A 20326-nucleotide genomic window follows, 5' to 3' on the forward strand; every position below is an offset into this window, starting at 1 on the left:
CGACTCATACGTTCGGGTTGAGTAGCGTCAGCGTCCGCCCGCGCGCAGCTGTGAAAGGGACAGGAGTGTCTCGGCGCTGACACCGCCTCCACCGCTTCCGCTGAGGATTGCCAACCCCGGTGATACGTCCGTGTTGTTTTCGACGTCATAAAGCGCCGTGAACCGCTGCAGGAGCTTCTCGAGCTTTTCCGGGTCCTGCAGATCCTTGATGTCGACGACACGCTCGATATAGGCGGCCTGCGCCTCGATCTTGGCGTTCTGCAGACCCTCCGGCATGCTGTAGGCCGTCTTGATAACCTGGAACAGGGCGGTCTCGGCCAGGATGTCGTAAGCGGTGTTGATCTCGGGGGCCTTGCGCTTGAAATAGAGCGCAAGTCGGACGCCGCCGTTGTCTGCGCCTTCCGTCTCCTCAAGCGACTGATTGAGATAGAGGTCGATTGTGGTGACAAGTCCCCGCCGAGTCTGGATCTGGCCCGCCTCACCCCTGATGATCTTCCCCTCCTGGTCGAAATTGAAGGAGGCGACGATCTCGCGGTATTTCAGCCCGTTCGGGTCGGTATTGATGAAGCTCTTGGGATCGTCGAGATTGGACGTGAACATGTCCTTGAGGTATTCGGTCTTGACCGTTTCCGGATCGATGCCGGCGCCGACGAGAACGAAATCAACCAGACGCCGGTTGGCGAGGAAGGCGTCGAGCGTCTCCACCTTTTCGATCTCGGCGGTGTAGTACTTGGCTTCCTCCTGCGCCTTCTCCTTGGCGACCTTCTTTTCTTCATCCGTGCCGAAACGCGACTTGGCAATCACATATGCCTTGGCCGTGTTCATGATGTCGGCTTCGCCCTGCGCCAGCTTCGGTGCGCCAAGCGTGCCGTCCGGGTTGAAGTTGAACGCCTTTACGAGTTTGACGTAGCGCTCGTCGCGCAGGGTGTTGGCATAGCTCTTGGGGTCATTGAGATCGCTGGTCAGAATCCGCTTCAGCGTTCGCGTGCTCAGATCCTCATTTTCGAGGCCGAAAGCGCGCAGCATGAATTTCTTCATGTCATTGTTGGCAAGCAGGTCGTCGACCGATTTCATCGTGCCGATCAGCAGCTTGAAGCGCTTGACCAGAGCTTCGTCCTCGGCGTCGCTCTTGTCGTTATAGCGCACCATGTACTCGTCGGACGTCGTCTTCATCTGGGCCGCATCCTGCGCGGTCTTGCCCGCCTGCAGTGTCCCGTCAGTCTGGAAGTTGAAGGCGGCGAGCATCCTCTTGTAGGCGGCGTTGTATTCGCCGCCATATTTGTTGACGTAGCTCTCCGGGTCGTTGATGTCGCTGGTGAGGATGTTTTCGACCGTGGACGGCATCGTCGTCGCGGACGGCAAGCCGAAGGCAGTGATGACGTAGTTGAGCAGGCGGTTGTCGGCAATCAGGTCCGACACCTTGGTAATGCTGCCGATCTTCTGCTCGTAATATTCCTTGTTGAGCAGCGCGCCAGCGCCGGTCAGCCGTGTGCCGCCCGACGGCGTGGCGCCAGGCCGCTGGAAGACATAGGCCTCGTTGAGCAGCGTCTTCTTTTCGTCGCTGATCGCCTTCTCGCCGGCCGGCACGCTGCCGTCGGCATTGAAATTGAACGTCGAGGCGAGCTGGATATAGACATCGAGACCGCTGATCTGCCTGGCAAGCGTGTTCACCTCCAGCGATAGCTGCGCCTTCAGCGCCGGCGCCTGGTCGCGCGGCGGCAGCCGCGCATCGAGGTCGCTGACGATCGCGTTTTGCTCATCGATCTTCGTCTGGATGGCAGGCTTGTCCGCATCGGGTGCGGCGGCCAGTTGGGCTGTCAGGCTGGTGATCTGGGCCAGCGCCGTGTCGCGTGCCCCGAGATCCGTCAATTGCTTGCTCGCTTCGGTCAACCGCGTCTTGGCTGCCGTCTGGTTGGCGGTCAAGGTCGCGGGATCGCTGGTCAATGCATTGCGAACTTCGGTGTACGAAAAGGTCTTGGGGTCCAGTCCGAACACGGTGAAGGCAAAGGAGCGCAGCTTTTCGTTGCCCAGAAACTGGTCGACGTCGGTCACCAGATCCATGGCCGCGCCAAAATAGGCCATCTCCTGCCGCATGACTGTATCGAGATTCGTGATGCGGTCGTTGTAGAGGCCGATCAGCGCGTCCTGCTGTGCGTTGGTTTGGGCCACCGCAGTGGCGGAACTGAAATTGAAGGCCTGCGCGAAATTGCGGTAGCGTTCATCCGTGAGACGGTTGGCGAAACTGTTGTCGTCCTTGAGGTCGCTCTCCAGGACCTTGCGCATGAAGGCCTTGGCATAGGTCATGTCCTCCAGGCCATGCGCCTTCATCGCGTAGGAGTAGAGCCGGTAGTCGTCGAGGAACTCGTCGACGGATTTCACGCTGCCGATGTTTTCCCGATAGTACTCGGCTTCGCGCGCGATCTGCGGCTGCTGGGCAACGCGATTGAGGCTGCTGCGCAAATCACGCGTGATGCGACTGTAGTCGAGATAGGTCGATACCATGCCTGGCCCCGTCGGTTACCCATGGGGCGGCCGATCCAACCCCGAAACAGAATTCTGACGCGTCATGATTGCAGCACTGGCTTGTGTGTGGCTTTTCGCCGGCGGCCGGCATGCCGCCTGTTGCGCCCGATCGGAACAACACCGCCGAAGCCGTTGACGAAACGGAAACCCTGAGCGGTCGGCTTTTGCTAACCATCGAAAAACGCAAAGTTTTCTTAACCGCGATTCTTAAGCCGTTCGGAAAGGGGGGCGCCTATTCTCCAGCCCATAGAGGACGAAAAAGTCCCGACGAGAAGACCGGAAACCGGCTCTCAAGGAAAAACAAGGGCGATTGAAATGCGCAACACACTCTCTCAACCCGCTTGGGTCGAAAACACGCTCCGTCTTGATCCGAAGCGCTTTCCACAGCAGGCAAGCTACGCTTTGCGCGGTCACACGGGTAATGTCACGATCAGCCTGGACGAGCGTGGCGCAGTTCTGCGCAAGGTGCTACCATCGAGCGGCCTGCCGCTTTCGATCGCATTGCCGGCGCGGGCATTCAAAGGGGTCGCGGCTCGCGCGATCGATCACGGCGACGGAGACGTGACAGTGACGCTGGAACTTCATCACGACGACCCGGACCTGTGCGTTCCGCTGCTCGTCGCACACGACCTGTCCGACATCGCCGCCGACTGGCGCGCCTGGGCGGAGGCCTATCGCATTCCGATGCTGATGGTCGAAGCCGACGGTGTCGCAAGGCCGCTTGAAGAGCATCTCGGCGACGTGCGCACCGCACCGGTCAAGCCGCGGCGCCGCCACTCCTTCTTCGCAGAGCGTCGGCCGCGCTTCCTCGTGCGCCGCTCCACCGGCACGCTTGGCGTTCACATGAAGATCGACGGGCGCGAGATCATCGCCCGCAGCTAATTCCGCAGCAGTGCCTCCAGCGCAACAGCCGGCCGTTCCCTGCGGCCGGCTGTTGTCGTTCGATCTCCGTCCGCCGGTTCTTGGGGGTAACGCTGCGGCCGACAAGCCACAGCACAGATTTTCCGGGATCGTTTGCGATGTTCCCACGGAAACAGCTCGGCCGCCTTCTTCGTGCCATATCGCGTTCATAGCCAAGAACACGAAAGAAGGAGAAACCCGATGCGCAAGCATATCGCCGCCGCCGTTGCCGTCATTCTGTCCAGCTTCCGTGCGCGTCACGAAGCGAAGAAGCGCAAGGCCGCCCGCGACATCAGCTGGGCCTGAGGCTTTCCCGACCCGCCAGGAGCGGGACGGACCGAATGCATGAAGACGAGATCCTCCGTCGCGACGGAGGATTTTTCATATCAGGCGAACGAGAAACGCCAGCACCAGGCCGAGAATGATGATCAGGCCGACCACGCCGTTGAACTTGAACAGCGCCAGGCACTGCGCCGGATCGTGGATATTCAGGACCAGGATCTGGTAGGTCAGCATCGCTGCCGCGATCAAAAGTGCGATATAGGCGACAGCGCCGGCACCGGCAGCCACGAAGGACAGCAGCAACAGCAGCGTCGCGATGCCATAGAGGCCGATCAGCCACGGCCGTGGATTTTCCCCGAACCGACGCGCCGTCGAGCGCACGCCGATCAACTCGTCGTCCTCCCGGTCCTGATAGGCGTAGATCGTGTCGTAACCAATCGTCCAGGCGATCGCCGCACCGTAGAGTAGCACGGCGGCCAGCGACAGCGTACCGAACTCGGCCGCCCAGCCCATCAGCGCACCCCAGGAGAAGGCAAGGCCAAGGAAGAATTGCGGCCAGTCGGTAAACCGCTTGGCGAAGGGATAGATCGCCACGATCGCCAGCGACAGGATGCCGAGCACGATCGAGAAGGTGTTGAACTGCAGCAGCACGAGGAGACCGACGAGTGCCTGCAGCACCATGAACACCTTGGCCTGGAACCGCGAGACGCGTCCCGACGGCAGTGGCCGCGAGCGGGTGCGGGCAACTTCCATGTCAATGTCATGGTCGACGATGTCGTTGTAGGTGCAGCCGGCACCGCGCATGGCGATCGCACCGGCGGTGAACAGGAAGCAGTGGAACAGGAAGCGGCCGAACGAGAACTGATCGGTGCCTGCGGCTGCGCCCGCGGCCAGGGCCGCGGACCAGAGGCAGGGCAACAGCAGCAATTGCCAGCCGATCGGGCGATCCCAACGGGCAAGCTGCGCGTAGGGCCAGAGCGCACGCGGCAGCACGCGATAGACCCAGTTGTTCGACGGTGCGTCCTGGACGCGGCCGGAATCGGCAGAGATCGTGTTCATATCCCTGTTTGACGCCGCGCATCCGGCCGGTCAAGCGGCGAGATCGCCGCAGACCTTGGGACCAAGCACCCGATCAGGGAAGAGTGAAGTCGAAGCGGTAGGTTGCCGACAGGCCGACGAGGACCTGGTTGCGGCTGCCGCGCTCCTGAACGAGGCTGGAATCGGCAGCCGGTCCAAGCAGGCGCCGGTACTCGGCATAGGCACTCGTCTCAAGCTTTTCAGTTGCCTGCCAGGTGATCGCGGCACCGACGCCGGCGGAACCGACGCCGCCATGCGGGCTGTAGGTGTTGAGCCCAGACGCGGCCGACTCGCGATCATTGACGCCATAATAGGCCGAGTAGTAGCCGCTCGTTGCCGCACTCAGGCGCGGGCCGCCGGAAATGCGGACATTGCTGCTGACATCGGTGAAAGCGTCAGCCGCGACGTCGGCAACGACACCATGGTGGCTGCGAATGCCCTGGCGCACTTCGGCGCGAACGCGCAGCCAGTCCGTCGGGTAGACTTCAGCAAAGCCGCCGACTTCACCGCCGAACTTGACCGGATCCAGACCCTTGAGGTCCCGGGATGTGCCGGAGTCGCGCTCGAAGATCAGCTTGCCGACGAGACCGGCACGGAAGCCTCCCTGGTCGACCAGCGCATAGGACATGTTGTCGTTACGCGAGGAAAAGCGGACGGTGCTGCCGGCCTTTCCGAGGGAGATCAGGGGGGCTGCCTGGAACATGCGCTTGGAGGCGCCTTCGTACTTCGGTCCATAAAAGCCGGTGGCGCCGACCTTCAGATACCAGTCACCGGACCAGAAATATTGGCCGTCACCGGCAGAGGCGGCATTCGCCGACAACAAAAGGGTTCCAGAAAGGAAAGCGAGATAACGGATACGCAAGAAACAACTCCGGAAGAATCATTCGCCGGGGCGAAGTTTGACCGTGCCGGCAGACCGAGGGAGGGAGATGGGCTGGAATGGCACAGGGCGACTTATTGCGGCTTGTTCCTACGATTCCGTTAACCAGGTCAATTCAGCCTTTTTTCGCCATACCCAGCCGGCCGACGTGGATCACTGGCCGAGATAGGTCTTGAGATAGACACTCGGCGGGCTGCCGAGCATGCGGCGGAACATGGTGGTGAAGGCCGCGACATTCTCATAGCCGGCGTCGAGCGCGACATTGGTGATCGGCTCGCCATCGGCCAGGAGCGGCAGCGAGGCAAAAATGCAGGCCTGCTGCCGCCAGGTGACGAAGCTGACACCCGTCTCCTTGCGAAAGAACCGGGTGAACGATCGCCGGCTGAGGCCCATCCGATCTGCCCACTGGTCGATGCTCGATGCCGCCGACGGCGCCTGCAGGAACTGCCGGCAGAGGGCCGCAAGCTTCTCGTCGCGCGGGAACGGTAGGCCGAGCGGGCGCTCCCGCAACCGTCCGATTTCCTCGAGCAAGAGATCCGTGACCAGTTGTTCACGCCGCTCCGACATCGCCTCGTTCTCGACGCTGACAAGTGCATCGACGAGGCTTCCGGCAAGCGGGTTGATTTCCATGACCATCGGCCGCTCGGCACGCAAAAGGTCCGGCGCGAAATAGATCGAGTGCATGCGCACGTCGCTGATCATTTCGGCCGAGTGCTCCATGCCGGCCGGGATCAACAGGGCGTGGCCGGGCGGGACCATCCACCGCCCGCGTTCGGTGCGCATCAGCACCACGCCGCCGCGTGCCCACCAGAGCTGCGTGCGCGTATGGCTGTGAAAAGGAACCAGGAGGCCAGCGCTGTAGTCTCGCCCAAGCGCCAGCACCGGGGCGTTTCCCGTCTCGACCCAGTCGAGGTTCCGGAAGTGGTCGTCATCGGGAAGCTGCGGCAGGGGAAATCGGCGGATCGGCATTTGGCCCACTCACGAAAGAAATCGACCAGATCACAAAAGCAGGCCAACCGCAACCTCAGTACAGATAGCCCACGCCGCATACAACCTTCGAGACGGCAAGGAATCACCCATGTCTACCGTGACTTCAACTTCCGGGATCTCCCCGGAGAAGACGGCTTTCTCCGTCATCCTGGCCGTCAGTTTCTGCCATATGCTGAACGACATCATGCAGTCGCTGCTGACGGCGCTCTACCCGCTGCTCAAGGCGAACTATTCACTCGACTTCGTGCAGATCGGCCTCCTGACCTTTACCTTCCAGCTGACGGCGTCGATGCTGCAGCCGGCTGTCGGCATCATCACCGATCGCTGGGCCCTGCCCTATTCCCTGCCGCTCGCCATGCTTTCCACCTGCAGCGGTCTGATCCTGCTCGCGAATGCGCATGATTTCTGGGTGCTCCTGGTCGCAGCGAGCCTGATCGGTGTCGGTTCGGCCATTTTCCATCCGGAATCCTCCCGCATCGCCCGCCTCGCCTCCGGCGGTCGCCACGGTCTGGCGCAGTCGCTGTTCCAGGTGGGCGGCAATGCCGGCAGCGCCATGGGTCCGCTGCTTGCCGCCTTCATCGTCATTCCCTTCGGTCAGGGAAGCCTCAGCTGGTTCTCGATCGTCGCGATCATCGGCTTCTTCGTGCTCTCCTGGGTCAGCACCTGGTATGTCCGCCACCGCCGCACGACGATGAGCCGGGCGGCACCGAGCCGTGCCCTCCCCCTGCCCAAGGGTCGGGTGATGTGGGCGGTTGCCGTGCTCGTGCTGCTGACGGCCACGAAGAACGTCTACATGGCGAGCATCTCCAGCTACTTCACCTTCTTCGTCATCGAGAAGTTCGGCATCGACGTACAGCAGGCGCAGCTGATGCTGTTCCTGTTCCTCGGCGCGGCGGCGGCCGGAACCTTCCTCGGCGGCCCGATCGGCGATCGCTACGGCGCCCGCTTCGTCATCTGGTTCTCGATCCTCGGTGTCATCCCCTTCGCCCTGCTGCTGCCCTATGCGAACCTCTTTTGGACCGGGGTCCTCTCCGTCATCATCGGCCTGATCTTCTCCTCGGCTTTCTCGGCGATCGTCGTCTTCGCCCAGGAGCTGGTGCCAGGGCGCGTGGGGCTGATCGCCGGGGTCTTCTTCGGCTTTGCCTTCGGTTTCGGCGGCATGGGCGCAGCCGTGCTCGGCATCTTCGCCGACCGGCAGGGCATCGAATTCGTCTACACCATCTGCTCCTATCTTCCGCTGCTCGGCATCCTCACGATCCTGCTGCCGAAGATCCCCGCAAGGTAAGGCTCCTCGCCCCGAATCGCTTTCCGCTATCACTTCATTTTTCACCGGGCGCCGTCATGCGGCGCCCGGTTTTCGTTTGCGCCGCAAGCAGCACGCGAGACCCCTGCTACTCGTCGCAGCCCTACGTAATCATTCATCAATTTTTGCGCGCTACGGTCGTCCGACGGGCTTGGGCAGGGGTATACAATGCAGGGGCGAACGGCGATTCCGGCCTTTCTGGCGACGTTGCTTCTTGCGACGGCGGTAAAGGCCGAAACCCTGAACCTGCTGATCTGGGAATCCTACATCGACCAGAAGATCCTCGAGCGCTGGACGTCAATAACAGGCGTCGCGGTGCACCAGGTCTATTACGACAGCGGCGACACCCGCGATGAGGTGCTGGCCGATCCGAACAGCCGCGTCGACCTGGTGGTAACCGGCGAAAACAGCGCTGCCCTCTTCGGCCGAAAGGGCGTGCTCGAAAAGCTCGACGAGACCAACGTCGCCTCGCTCCGGGACTATGACGAAACCTGGCGCAACCGCTGCTCAAACCGGGGCTTGCCCTATCTCTGGGGCACGATGGGCATTCTCTACCGCTCGGACGTCGTATCGACGACGCCGACCTCCTGGCAGGATCTCATGCGTCCAGACGCGGCACTCGCCAAGCATGTCGCCATGTACGACGACCACAACGAAGCCTTCGTCGCACCTCTGATGCTGCTTGGCCAGTCGATCAACACCAACGACAGCGCGACGCTGAAGGCCGCCTTCAGCCTGATGAAAGAGCAGGCGCCTTCGGTGCTGACCTACGAATACATCATCAGCGCGATCCAGAACCCGACGGTCAGCAAGGACATCTACATGGCGCTCGGCTATAGCGGCGATCAGCACGTGCTGAACGACAAGGCCGGCACGCCCGGCGCCTGGCGCTACGCCGTTCCCAAGGAAGGCACGCTTTCCTGGCTCGACTGCATGTCCGTGGTCGCGAATTCCCCGAACAAGGACCGGGCGCTGGCGCTGCTCGACTATCTCGGCTCGCCCGGCAGTGCTGCCGCCAACGCGCTGGCGCTCAACATGCCGACGGCAAGCCGGGCAGCCTATAAGCTCCTGCCGGAAGACGTCCGCACCGACCCCGCGATCTACCCCTCACCCGACATCCTGGCCAAGAGCCAGTATCAACAGGAACTGTCCACAGAGTCGGTGCAATTGCGCCGGCGCATCATCAGCACATTGGCGAACTTCCAGTGAACCTCGGCAAACGCGCGCTCATCCTGATCTTTCCCGTCGTTCTCGCTGGCTACCTGCTGGCAGCAGTCTCGGTCCACGTCACACAGAGCCGTTCCATTCGCGCGCTCGAGCACGCCAAGCTGTCGCAACGCCTCGAACATGCCGCCGCCGTCTTCCAGAACGAAATCGGCCGCAGCAAGGGTTTCCTCAATGCGCTCCTGAACGGCAATTCGCTGCGCCAGTATGTGTCCGAAACGGATGAGGACTACCGCGCCAATGCCCTTGGTGTCAGGCTGCAGGAAAGCCTGAAGTCATTGCTCGACGACCCGACGGGCTACGTCTCGCTGGCGCTGCTGAACTCCGATCTGAAGACGGACTATTATTTCGAGAACAGCTGGGACCCCTTCGCCCAGATCGATGAGGCCCAGCTCAACCTTGCCCGCCGCCTGATCCGCGAAGACAAGCTCGTCGACTGGACCTATCTCTACGAAGCGGGACAAAGACCACGCATCGTCTATTCCTTCTTCCTCGATCCGGTGGCCTTTACCCGGCCGCTGCCGAGCAAGAAGTCGAGCGCCCTGCTCGTGCAGGTCGCGATCCAGCCGGACCGCTTCCTCGACATGCAGCGGGCCCTGAAGAAGGAATACGGCTCCGACATCATGTTGCAGCCCTGGCCGCTGGCGATCACCGATGATCTTTCGGCGAGCGTCCATCTCGGACCCTCGCTCTATGCGACGCTCACGGTTTCGAGCGAGCATTTCGATGCACTGATGGCCCGGCAGAAGTTCCTGCTGGCGCTCGGCGCCGTCGCCATGAGCTTGTTCTCGATCTGGCTGATCATCGTGCTGATCCGCCGCTTCATCACCGACCCGATCGCCGCGCTCGACGCCAATGTGATGGCGGTGATGGTTGGCGCGCGCGACGAGATCCGCGACATGGAGGAAAAGGGCGAGATCGGGCGCCTCACGGAAAATATCCGCGAACTGCATCGGCAATCGGTGCAGTCGTTGAAACTCGTGCAACGCAGTTCCTGGACCGACACTTTGACCGGGATCAGCAACCGCGGCCATTTCAACGCGCTTGCCGCCGGCGCCGTGCGCGAGGCGATCGCCGCCGGCGAGAAGTGCAGCCTGCTGTTCATCGACATCGACAACTTCAAATTCGTCAACGACAAGCACGGACACGAGATCGGCGATGAACTGCTGAAGACGCTGGCCGTTCGCATTGGCGAGCGTGTCGACGCGATCACCGAGCGGCGCGGCCAGAAGCCGGCCATCCTGGCACGCCTCTCCGGCGACGAATTCGCCGTGTTCGTGCGGTCTCGACCCGGCGACGGAACGGTCCGTGAAATCTCCGCCGCCATTCTGGGGCTGTTCGAAGACGGTTTCGAGGTGTCCGACAAGCGCTATCCGGTGACGGCAAGCATCGGCGCGGCGATCTGCCCTGACGATGCCACCAACCTTGCCGAGCTGATTTCCAACGCCGATGCCGCGATGTATCAGGCAAAGACCAGCGGCAAGAACCGTTCCGCCCGTTTCTCGCGCGCGCTCCACGACAAGCGCACGCGGCTGCGCCAGATCCAGGACGAGCTGCGCTCGCTCGATCCGGACGAGCAGTTCCACCTCGTCTACATGCCGATGGTCGACACCGAAGGCCGCGTCACCGGCTGCGAGGCGCTCTTGCGTTGGTACTCGCCGGTCCTCGGCAACGTTACCCCGGACGAATTCGTACCGATCGCCGAAAGCTCCGGCCTTTTCACCAAGATCGACTGGTGGGTGATCAACAAGGCGATGTCCGATTGCGGGCAGCTCAAAGCGCTCTTCGGTCCGGAAACGGTGCTGGCGATCAACATCTCCTCGGCCGAACTGCATTCCAAGGCGATTGCCGACCATTTCGCCGAGTGCCTGGAGCGGCATGGCCTCGAGGCGAGCTCGATCGAAATCGAACTGACTGAAACCTTCGCCGTGAAGTTCAGCGATCAGCTTCGCCGCAACATCGATGCCCTGCGGCAAAAGGGTTTCCGCCTTTCGATCGACGATTTCGGCGCAGGCTACACCTCCGTGCAGCAGATCATCGAATACACGGCAGACACGATCAAACTCGACCGGGCGCTGGTGTCGAACCTTACCGCATCGCAGTCGCTGCCGGTGCTCAAGGCGCTGATCGCCCTTTGCCACGCCAAGGACGTTGCGGTCGTCGGCGAAGGCATCGACACGCCGGAGAAGCTCTCCATGCTGACGGCTGCCGGCTGCGACCTGTTCCAGGGCTATCTCATCAGCAAGCCGTTGCCGATCGAAGACCTCGCAATCTGGGCGCTTACACGCACCGCTCGATACGCGCGAGATGAAGCGCGGGACGACCTCCAAAGCCGACAGGCGATCGCCTGAACGGCAGCAACTGCGGGGAATCGCCGCCCCACTCCCGTTTTCCCTTGACCTTGCCGCCCTGCCGTCCTAACCGCAGCGCAGCAATTTCAGGATATCGGGGGCTGCAATGAAGGTTCTTCTGATCGGATCGGGTGGGCGCGAGCACGCCCTTGCATGGAAGATTGCGCAGTCTCCCAAACTGACGAAGCTCTATGCGGCACCGGGCAATCCCGGCATCGCCGAAGAAGCTGTCATCGTCGCCCTCGACGCAGAGGACCACGCGGCCGTCACCGACTTCTGCCGCAAGGAAGCGATCGATTTCGTCGTGGTCGGACCTGAGGGTCCACTGGTTGCCGGTCTCGCCGACGTGCTGCGCGCAGCCGGCATCGCCGTCTTCGGCCCTTCTGCCGCCGCCGCCCAGCTTGAAGGTTCCAAGGGCTTCACCAAGGATCTCTGCGCCCGCTACGACATCCCGACCGGCGCCTATGGCCGCTTCACCGATGCCGAGACCGCGAAGGCCTATGTGCGCGAACAGGGTGCGCCGATCGTCATCAAGGCCGACGGCCTGGCTGCCGGCAAGGGCGTGACCGTTGCCATGACCCTCGACGAGGCGCTTGCTGCCGTCGACGATTGTTTTGCCGGCGCCTTTGGTGCCGCCGGCGCCGAAGTGGTGGTGGAAGCCTATCTCGATGGCGAGGAAGCAAGCTTCTTCTGTCTCTGCGACGGCAAGACGGCGCTGGCGCTGGCCTCTGCCCAGGATCACAAGCGCGTCGGCGACGGCGATACCGGACCGAACACCGGCGGAATGGGCGCCTACTCTCCAGCCCCGGTCATGACCACCGAAATGATCGAACGGACGATGAAGGAAATCATCGAGCCGACGATGCGCGGCATGGCGGAAAGCGGCCACCCCTTCTCCGGCGTGTTCTTTGCCGGTCTGATGATTACCGCCAAGGGACCCGAACTCATCGAATACAACGTCCGCTTCGGCGACCCGGAATGCCAGGTGCTGATGATGCGGATGAAGAGCGACCTGCTGCCGCTGCTTTACGCCGCCGCGACCGGCACGCTAGCCGGCATGACCGCGGAATGGCGCGACGAAACGGCACTCACCGTCGTCATGGCCTCCAAGGGTTATCCGGGCAGCTACGCCAAGAACACCCCGATCGACGCCCTTCCTGCGGCCTCGGCTACAACCAAGGTGTTCCATGCCGGCACAGCGATGAAGGACGGCGCCCTGGTCGCAACCGGCGGCCGCGTGCTCAACATCACCGCAACGGGTGAAAGCGCCGGCGCGGCGAAGGACGGGGCCTATGCGGCGGTCGCGGCGGTTTCCTGGGAAAACGGCTTCTACCGCCACGATATCGGCTGGCGCGCCGTTGCCCGCGAAAAGGCGTGATCCGAAGCGCAACTCTTTCCCGGATCATTCTATTTTTACCAATTCTCCTGACGGGAAAGTAAGGGAGAGCGCATATTCTCGCCGCTAACAATTGCGGGAGAAAGCGTATGCGCCTGTTGCTGATCACCACCGCCCTCGGGCTTGCCGCCGGCAACGCAGCGGCATCCTCGATCGAGGCGGTCGCTTCCGGCACGACCGACAATGCCAGTGTCGCCACGGTCTCTTGCGCCGCATGCCCGCCGCTGCAATCGAAGAAGAAGGTGACCTATGTCGTACCGACGATTGCGGCGGGCGACGAAACGATCGAGCTCAAGAAGATCAACGGCGAGATGAAGATGGTGCGCACCGAAGCCTGGCTCGGTGGCTCGCCGGTCGTCTTCGTCAGCAAGCCTTCGCAGGAGATCGTCAAGGCTGCCGCCGCCGAGAGCGATACCTCTCCGACGGTCATCGTCTCGACGAATGCAAACGACCAGAACGCGGTCGCCGACGACGCAAAGCTGATCGCTATCGACCGGACGGCAAAGACCGCCGCCGTCACGCCGATCGGCGCTTCCATGGCAGGCCAGGCCGCCTCCACACCAGACGCCGACACCGCCTCACGGCATTTTGATCCGTCCTCCCTCGAACTTCGGCTAGACTGATCTCCTATCGGGAAAGTTCCCTGCCCCGCTCAGCCGTCCCCTGCTTGCAAGGCTGACGGGCGTATCGCTGCAAGAGCGAGAGATTGCGCCCCTGAGAGAAGCAGGGGCGCAATCTTCTTTTAGGGACCTTCCAATTCTTCGATCCGCGCGACCAGCGCGTCGATTTGCCTGTCCGAGTAGACTTCGATGCCGTTGCCGGCGAGCAAGGCTGCGGTTACGCCTTCACCCGGATGGCGTGCGCCGGAGAAACTGCCGTCATAGACGAAGCTGGATCCGCAGGACGGGCTGCCATCAATCAGCAGCGCGAAGCGACAGCCGCTCTCCTTCGCCAGCGAAAGCGCGTTTTCGGCTGCCCGCACGAAACCTTCGGTGACGTCGCGGCCGTTGATCTCCACCACCCTTGCGCCGCCTGCCAGAACGTCCTTGCCGGCGGCACCGGCGGCGATTTCGGCCGGCGGGCGCGGCACCGGCATGCCGGCCGACATTTCCGGACAGATGGTCACAAGGCGGCCTTCGGCCCGCCAGCGATCGATCGCCGGATGAACGAGCGGCTTCGACTGGCCATCATAACGAACGGCGTGGCCCATGAGACAGGCGCTGACGAGGATGTTTTCGGACATGCCTTCCTCTACTCCGAGGTTCCCTCATCCATCAAGCGCGATCCAAGCAACAGCCGGCGGACGCGTCAGATCCAGCGATCGTTTTCCGCCGTACGCTCCCCGCCCTCATGACCGGTGTTGAGTGTGCCGCGCGGCTCGATCAGCAGCATCTTCACCTCGCGCTCGGCATAGGGCTTGTGCTCTACACCTTTTGGCACGACGTACATTTCTCCCGGGCCAAGCGTCACCGCGCCATCGCGGAAATCGATGCGCAATGTGCCTTCGAGCACGATGAAGGCCTCGTCGGTATCTTCATGATCATGCCAGATGAAATCGCCTTCGATGCGCACGATCTTGAACTGGTAGTCATTGAGTTCGGCAATGACGCGCGGCTGCCATTGATCGCTAAAGAGCGAGAGCTTCTCCGTGAAATTGATCGGCTTGTAGGTTTTCGTCGCGATGTTCATCGGCTGTCTCCATCTGGATGATGGAGACAGGATATAGGTCGCCCGGGGCCAACCCGCTTGAACGTTTGTGCGAGGAGACCCGCCGGCGGACCGGTGGCGGGCCCCGCCTAGCCTGCGATCTTCGAGAAGTCCGCGACCGTGCCAGTAGCCGAGCGGATGAGGCCGAGCAGCGCCAGGCGGTTGCCGCGGATCGCCGCATCGTCGTCATTGACGAGCACGTCGTTAAAGAACTGGTCGACCGGCTGGCGCAGCTTTGCCAGTGCTTCCATTGCTGAGCGGAAATCTTCCTTGGCGATCGCCGCGCGCGCTTCGCCGGAGCCGGCTTCGACGGCCTGGTGCAGCGCCTTTTCGGCATCGAGACGGAAGAGGCCGGCGTCGACGGCGTCGGCGACGGTCGTGCCCTTCTTTTCCTCGGCGGCCAGGATCTGCGTCGCACGTTTGGTGCCGGCGAGCAGGTTCCTGCCCTCTTCGTCGGTGATGAAGGCCGTCAGCGCCTCGACGCGGCGGGCGATCATCAGCAGGTCGTCCGAATCCGACGTCAGCACGGCGTCGATCAGGTCATGACGGGCGCCGAGATCACGCAGGTACACCTTGAGACGGTCGTGGAAGAAGGAGAGCAGATCGGCGGAAACATCATCCGCAAGCGCCGGCTTCTGCGCACGAAGCGCGACGAGTGCCGTTTCAAAAGCCGGCAGCAATGCCAGACGCGCCTTGCCTTCCAGGATCAGACGGATGACGCCGAGTGCCGCGCGGCGCAAGGCATAGGGATCCTTGGAACCGGTCGGCTTTTCGTCGATCGCCCAGAAGCCGACGAGCGTGTCGAGCTTGTCGGCAAGCGCGACCGTCACTGCGACCGGTTCGGTCGGCACACGGTCGGACGGACCTTGCGGCTTGTAGTGATCCTCGAGTGCGTCGGCGACAGACTGCTCTTCGCCCTGAAGCAGCGCGTATTTGTGGCCCATGATGCCCTGAAGCTCGGGGAATTCGCCGACAGCTTCGGTGCGCAGGTCCGCCTTGGCGAGCACGACGGCGCGATCGACGAGCTTCTGATCGGCGCCGGTAACCTTGGCGAGTTCAGCGGCCAGTGCCCGGATGCGGGTGACGCGTTCGCCCTGGGTGCCGAGCTTGGCGTGGAAGGTGACGTTCAGCGCGTCGAGCTTGGCCATGCGCTGGTCGAGCGGCTTCTTGAGATCCAGGCTAAACTTCTTCGCGGACGCTTCCAGCGTTTCGAGGTCCGGCAGGTTGCCCTGGTCGCGGTGCCAGAAGTGCGCCGCATCCGAAAGGCGAGCGCGCACGACCTTGCCGTTGCCGTGGACGATCTCCTTGCCGCCGTCCTTAGCCTCGATGTTCGAAACGAGGATAAACTTGTTGGAGAGCGTTTCGGCACCCGGCGCGCGGGTGACGAAGCACTTCTGGTTGGTCTTGATCGTCAGCCGGATGATTTCCGAGGGGATTTCGAGATAGGCCTCCTCGAAGCTGCCCATCAGCACCTGCGGCCATTCGACGAGGCCCGAGACCTCTTCGAGCAGGCCTTCGTCTTCGACGAGCTCCAGGCCATTGGCGAAGGCCACGTTGCGCGCATCGGCCAGGATCATTTCCTTGCGGCGCTCGCCGTCGAGAACGACCTTCGCCTTTTCCAGCTTCTCGGCGTAGTCGGCAAAGCGGCGAACGGTGATCGCTTCCGGCGCGTGGAAACGGTGACCATAGGTGACGTTCGAGGCGACGATGCCGTCGACCTCAAACGCGATCACGTGGGTTTCCTCAGTTTCCGATCCGAAGGTGCAGACGATCGACTGCAGCGGGCGGACCCAGCGAAGCGCACCGGGCTTTGCCGAGGCCACGCCGGAGCGCATCGGCTTCGGCCAGGGAAAATTGCGGATGATGCCCGGCATCGCCTCGGCGATGATTTCTTCTGCCGGACGACCCGGCTTGACGATGTGGGCGACGTAAAAATCGCCCTTCTTCGGGTCGCTGTGGACATGCGCCTCGCTGATCGAGGAAAGGCCGGCGCCACGCAGGAAGCCTTCGATCGCCTTCTCGTTGGCGTCGGTACGCGGGCCCTTGCGCTCTTCGCGGATGTCGGCCGAGCGGGCGTTGAGGCCACGGATATCGAGCGTCAACCGGCGCGGCGTCCAGTATTCGCGCGCACCCTCATAGGTCAGGCCCGCTTCGACCAGGGCATCGGTCAGCAGCTTCTTGAGGTCGCCAGCCGCCTTGCGCTGCAGGCGGGCAGGAATTTCCTCGGAGCGGAGTTCGATAAGAAGATCGGGCATAGGCGTGACTTTTTCTGTTCCGGACGGTTGCGGCGGACTTAGCAATCTCTGGCAAGAATGTCACCAAGCCCGTCGATGAATTTGGCTGTCTCAGCGCGCATGCGCCGGCGGTTACCAGCCGCCGCCGCCGCCACCACCACCGCCGCCGCCGGAAAAACCGCCGCCGGACGAAAAGCCTGACGATGACGATTTGGGTGGAGGCGGCAGGGACGACGTCATCGTGTCCGCCATCGAGCCGGCAAAGCCGCCGATGCGGTCGCCGAAGGTGCTCGAGCCGAAATTGTCGCCGTGATACCAGCTCGGCTGATAGGCCGCCGCCGCAGCAGCGCCTGCCGCAGCGGCAAGCATCCAGCGATCGAAGGTCTCGGTCCAGGGCTTTTCGACGCCGAGCGCCACGGCATAGGGGAGCAGCGTCTCAAAATGCCGGGGTGACATCTCGGGCGCCCCTTGCATGTTCATCCGGTCCTTTTCGGCGAGCGTCATGTATTGCCGCAGCCCATCGATGCCATCCATCATCCGCGTGCCAAGCGGCGTCGGTGCGCCCATCAGGAAGAAGAACAGCACATTCACGAGAACGATGGCGCCAATGACGAACAGCAACGGCAATTCGTCGGTCTCAGCCGCGGAATAGAACACGGCGGCCAGGATCGCCGAAAAGATCGTGAACGCGACGAAGCCGATGAAGGCGACCACCACGATCGACATGATCCGGCTCATCAGGCTCTTTTCGCGCCGAAGCGACTTGCCGAAGGAGACTGCGAGGATCGATACGAAGAAGGCGATGAAAACGGGAACGATCACCAGCGGCAGGCTGTCCTCGCTGAGGTCGCCGAAGAAGAATACGGCTGCGATCGCCAACACCGACAGGATGACGCCGGCAACCACATAGCCGGTGTTCGACAGATAATATTTGCCGCGATGCTCGCGTTCCATGGCGTTACGAAAATCCGCTCCGGTCGCCTGCACCCGGGTGCCATGGGCACGGTCGATGGTGAGCTTGCCACCCGCCGCATTGACCGCCTTCATCACGGCCCCCTCGCCGGTCGGCAGTTTTTCGTCGGCTTTCTTGCCGGTGGCGGCAATGACGATGGCGTTCTTCAGGTCTTCGAGAACGACATGGCCCTTGACCGCAAGATTGAGTGCGGCCGCCGACAGCGCCGTCCAGCCCTCGCCGGAAAAGCCCCTGTTGTCGATATAGTTGACCAGCGCCGGCGAGATGCCTTCCGGCGGATCCCAGCGCGGCACCATGACGCCGCGGTTCGGATCACGTCCGACCCTGAGCCAGGCCTGGCTATAGTAGAGAAGGACGACGGCCAGGCCGGCGCCGGCGATGACGAGCGCCAGATGGTCGTGCAGCCACCAGGCATTTTCCTGGCTGGAGGTGGGCCTGTCGATGCTGCCCTTCGGCATCTTGATCGCGATCGTCAGCCCTTCGCGCGGGTCGAGACGGCGCGTGGTGGCGAAGAAGATCTCGCTGCCATCCCTGGATGCGCGAGCGTCCTTGCCGGTTGCGCCGTAGCCGCCGGTGAAGAAATCGAACGCTTCGGCCTTCACACCCTCGGGCAAGGTCACCGTCGCACTCGCCTCGTCGATCGGGAAGTCCCACTCGGTACCGGTCACGTTCCAGTAGAGCTCGTCGTGATCGTCGAAGAAGCGGATCTGACGGCCGGTCTCATAGGTGAACTGGAAGGTATGCTCGCCCGGCTCCAGAAACACCTCGGCCGAACCGGTGTAGATGCGGATGCCGCCGCTGATCGATTCCGTGCGGTAGGGTTCCTCGTCGCCGTCGCGCTCCACCGACAGCAGCTTGAAATCGACCTTGCTGCGCTTGCCCTTCGCATCGGTGAAGGTCAACGGCAGGTCGCGATAGATGCCGCGGCGGATCTTGTCGCCCTCGACAGTCGCCGTGATCGTCTCGGTGACGGTCATCGTGCCGTCCTTGGCGAGATCGATCACGGAGCGGTAGGCTGAGAAGACCTCCTCCGCCCGCCCGATGCCCGCCGTTGCCAGCAAAAGAACCAGAACGGCGAATGCGGCTGCGAGACGGGCCATGCGGATCAAGCTTTCCTGTCGTTGACTTTCAAGGCACAACGCCGGGCGTTAGGGCCGATCGCCGGTGAATTCGACACCAAGCGAGGCGAGCGCGTCCCAATAGGCCGGATAGGTCTTGGCGACGCAGCCGGGGTCCTCGATCGTGATGCCGTGGATCTTCAGGCCGGCAAGCGCGAAGCTCATGGCGATGCGGTGGTCGGCGAAGGTATCGATCGAGGCGGGCAAGGTCTGGCCGGCGAGCGTGGGATCGGAGGAGACAATCAGATCGTCACCCTCCTCGTGCGCCAGGCCGGGCCGGATCGCCGTCAGGCCGAGCGACAGCGCGCGCACACGGTCACATTCCTTGACGCGAAGGTTTGCGAGGCCGACGAAGCGCACGGGGGTCTTGTTGAAGGCCGCAAGCACGGCGATCGTCGGGATCGCGTCCTGCATCTGCGAACCATCGATGACGGCGGGCAAGTTCGGGAAGCTTGAGATCACCGCATGGGCGCGCGCATCCGGTTGCGAAAAGGCCGTCGCCGGGACACCGAGATCGATGGCGCCACCCGTCAGGACTTCCGCCGCCCAGAGATAGGTGGCGGCCGAAGCGTCCGGCTCGATAACGTAGTCGGCGGCCCGGTAACCCGTTGGCGCGACTTGCCAGACGGACGGGCTCACCTGCTCGACTTCGGCGCCGAAGGCGCGCATGGCGGCGACCGTCAGGTCGATGTAACCGCGTGCGCCGATCTCGTCGCCGGCAAGCTCGATGCTGACCGGCCCCTTGGCGCCCGGTGCCGCCATCAGCAGGGCCGAAACGTACTGGCTGGAGAGGCCGGCATCGATGACGACGCGCCCGGCCGGGAAGCCACCGGTGCCCTTGACGGTGACTGGTGGGCAGCCGGTTTCGGAGGTGACCTCGACGCCGAGAGCGCCGAGCGCTTCGACAAGCGGCTTGATCGGGCGCTTGCGCATGTGCTGATCGCCGTCGACGATGACCGTGCCATCAACGAGCGCTGCCGCGGCGGTCAGGAAGCGCGTGGCGGTGCCCGCATTGCCGAGGAAAAGCGGCGCTGCCGGCGGGTTGAGCTTGCCCGTGCTGGTGACGACAAACGTCGTATCATCAGGCTCGCTGATTTCGACGCCCATCGCCCGTAGCGCATCCGCCATGTAGCGAGTGTCGTCGCTTTTCAGCGCACCCGTCAGCCGGCTCGTGCCCTTTGCAAGGCCAGCCAGAAGCAGCGCCCGGTTGGTGATCGACTTCGAACCCGGCGGGCGCACATGGCCGCGCAGCGGATGGTCAGTTGGAAGGATGGTCAGTTTCTTCATGCTGTCGGTGGTCATCGAATGGGATCTCTTGATGCGAATTGAGCCGCGATGGGAGCCCGCGGCCGGAATGTGTTTGGCGAT

At 62.8% G+C, this 20326-nt stretch carries 16 protein-coding genes; 7 read left to right on the plus strand and 9 right to left on the minus strand.

The window, feature by feature from the left end:
- Positions 1–27 precede the first annotated feature (27 nt).
- Positions 28–2502, minus strand: coding sequence for a DUF1217 domain-containing protein (locus I8N66_RS00325; RefSeq protein WP_113538021.1), 2475 nt, complete (start codon positions 2500–2502; stop codon positions 28–30).
- Positions 2503–2612: 110 nt separating this feature from the next.
- On the opposite strand from I8N66_RS00325, the gene I8N66_RS00330 reads away from it, so the two are divergent.
- Together I8N66_RS00330 and I8N66_RS00335 are read left to right on the plus strand one after the other, a co-directional pair.
- Positions 2613–2837 carry a hypothetical protein gene (locus I8N66_RS00330; protein ID WP_291148287.1) on the plus strand — a complete coding sequence of 75 codons (225 nt, stop codon included), beginning with the start codon at positions 2613–2615 and terminating at the stop codon, positions 2835–2837.
- Between the two features lies 1 nt (position 2838).
- On the plus strand, positions 2839–3405 hold the full coding sequence (locus I8N66_RS00335) for a DUF6101 family protein (RefSeq protein ID WP_057250756.1): 567 nt from the start codon (positions 2839–2841) through the stop codon (positions 3403–3405).
- 399 nt (positions 3406–3804) lie between these two features.
- Here I8N66_RS00335 and ubiA read toward each other — a convergent pair whose 3' ends face one another.
- The 3 genes from ubiA to I8N66_RS00350 form a co-directional block, all read right to left on the minus strand.
- Positions 3805–4764 carry a 4-hydroxybenzoate octaprenyltransferase gene (gene ubiA / locus I8N66_RS00340; protein ID WP_291148294.1) on the minus strand — a complete coding sequence of 320 codons (960 nt, stop codon included), beginning with the start codon at positions 4762–4764 and terminating at the stop codon, positions 3805–3807.
- 73 nt (positions 4765–4837) lie between these two features.
- A complete protein-coding gene (locus I8N66_RS00345) occupies positions 4838–5644 on the minus strand; it encodes a MipA/OmpV family protein (RefSeq protein ID WP_291148298.1) in 807 nt (268 codons plus the stop codon).
- A gap of 171 nt (positions 5645–5815) precedes the next feature.
- A complete protein-coding gene (locus I8N66_RS00350; RefSeq protein WP_113538024.1) occupies positions 5816–6631 on the minus strand; it encodes a helix-turn-helix transcriptional regulator in 816 nt (271 codons plus the stop codon).
- Between the two features lie 109 nt (positions 6632–6740).
- On the opposite strand from I8N66_RS00350, the gene I8N66_RS00355 reads away from it, so the two are divergent.
- From I8N66_RS00355 to I8N66_RS00375, 5 genes are all read left to right on the plus strand, one after another.
- On the plus strand, positions 6741–7937 hold the full coding sequence (locus I8N66_RS00355) for an MFS transporter (protein ID WP_113538025.1): 1197 nt from the start codon (positions 6741–6743) through the stop codon (positions 7935–7937).
- Between the two features lie 186 nt (positions 7938–8123).
- Positions 8124–9164, plus strand: coding sequence for a spermidine/putrescine ABC transporter substrate-binding protein (locus I8N66_RS00360; RefSeq protein ID WP_113538026.1), 1041 nt, complete (start codon positions 8124–8126; stop codon positions 9162–9164).
- The gene (locus I8N66_RS00365) at positions 9161–11530 is read left to right on the plus strand and encodes a bifunctional diguanylate cyclase/phosphodiesterase (protein ID WP_291148306.1); all 2370 of its coding nucleotides are present in this window, start codon (positions 9161–9163) and stop codon (positions 11528–11530) included. Before I8N66_RS00360 ends, I8N66_RS00365 begins: the two co-directional genes overlap by 4 nt.
- Before the next feature lie 106 nt (positions 11531–11636).
- Positions 11637–12908, plus strand: coding sequence for a phosphoribosylamine--glycine ligase (purD, locus tag I8N66_RS00370; RefSeq protein ID WP_291148308.1), 1272 nt, complete (start codon positions 11637–11639; stop codon positions 12906–12908).
- Between the two features lie 107 nt (positions 12909–13015).
- Positions 13016–13549, plus strand: coding sequence for a plant virulence effector HPE1-like domain-containing protein (locus I8N66_RS00375; protein ID WP_291148311.1), 534 nt, complete (start codon positions 13016–13018; stop codon positions 13547–13549).
- Positions 13550–13668: 119 nt separating this feature from the next.
- Here I8N66_RS00375 and I8N66_RS00380 read toward each other — a convergent pair whose 3' ends face one another.
- From I8N66_RS00380 to I8N66_RS00400, 5 genes are all read right to left on the minus strand, one after another.
- Positions 13669–14169 (minus strand): DUF523 domain-containing protein, encoded by a 501-nt coding sequence (locus tag I8N66_RS00380; RefSeq protein ID WP_113538030.1) that lies wholly within the window; start codon positions 14167–14169, stop codon positions 13669–13671.
- A 65-nt stretch (positions 14170–14234) separates the two neighbouring features.
- Positions 14235–14615: a cupin domain-containing protein gene (locus tag I8N66_RS00385; protein ID WP_113538031.1), complete on the minus strand. Its 381-nt coding sequence runs from the start codon at positions 14613–14615 to the stop codon at positions 14235–14237.
- Positions 14616–14722: 107 nt separating this feature from the next.
- Entirely contained in the window at positions 14723–16888 is a 2166-nt protein-coding gene (gene glyS / locus I8N66_RS00390) for a glycine--tRNA ligase subunit beta (protein ID WP_291148316.1), read from the minus strand.
- A 111-nt stretch (positions 16889–16999) separates the two neighbouring features.
- On the minus strand, positions 17000–18940 hold the full coding sequence (locus tag I8N66_RS00395) for a DUF2207 domain-containing protein (protein WP_291148319.1): 1941 nt from the start codon (positions 18938–18940) through the stop codon (positions 17000–17002).
- Positions 18941–18988: 48 nt separating this feature from the next.
- Positions 18989–20260, minus strand: a complete 1272-nt coding sequence (locus I8N66_RS00400) for a 3-phosphoshikimate 1-carboxyvinyltransferase (protein WP_291148322.1) — start codon at positions 20258–20260, stop codon at positions 18989–18991.
- Between the last annotated feature and the right edge of the window lie 66 nt (positions 20261–20326).

This window comes from Ensifer sp. SSB1, assembly GCF_016652895.1.
GTDB lineage: Bacteria > Pseudomonadota > Alphaproteobacteria > Rhizobiales > Rhizobiaceae > Ensifer.